The organism is Paracoccus alkanivorans, assembly GCF_003697785.1.
Taxonomy (GTDB): domain Bacteria; phylum Pseudomonadota; class Alphaproteobacteria; order Rhodobacterales; family Rhodobacteraceae; genus Paracoccus; species Paracoccus alkanivorans.
Map to the genome: position 1 here is coordinate 1 of NZ_QOKZ01000039.1, position 500 is coordinate 500.

Here is a 500-nt window from a genome sequence, read left to right on the forward strand (position 1 = left end):
TACCGATACCGCGTAACCGAACATCAGCGTGATAAGCGGCCGGTCAAGCGTGATCATCGTCAGGAACAGTGCACTGGTTGTGACATTGACAATCAGACCGGTGACGACGGTCCATGTCCAGAAGGCTTCTCCGAGAGGGATTTCGCCCCGCCACAGGGACCGCAGTTTTGCCATAAGATAACCCCGGCCGTATGCATGGCAGTCTGCCACGGGTTCGGTTCGATTTAATGGATCCGGAAGCTCCGGACCGGCGGCACGACACCTCTGCTCAGCACCGGTATTGCATATAGCCGCGGTGCACAGCACTTGAAAGCCTGCCCTGCGAGGATTCAGTCTTGCAATCGATTACCCGCAATGATGACCATCACCCTCACGCGGTCTTGCGCCGCACGAGCAGCTTGTCGATGCGGCGGCCGTCCACATCCACGACCTCGATCCGCCAGCCGCCAAGCTCGAAATACTCGCCCGGTTGCGGCAGCATCCCCATCTTCTCCAGCACG

Annotated in this window: 1 protein-coding gene; it reads right to left on the minus strand. The window is 59.2% G+C overall.

The window, feature by feature from the left end:
- Positions 1-370 precede the first annotated feature (370 nt).
- Entirely contained in the window at positions 371-487 is a 117-nt protein-coding gene (locus C9E81_RS22615; protein WP_341802654.1) for a transporter associated domain-containing protein, read from the minus strand.
- Between the last annotated feature and the right edge of the window lie 13 nt (positions 488-500).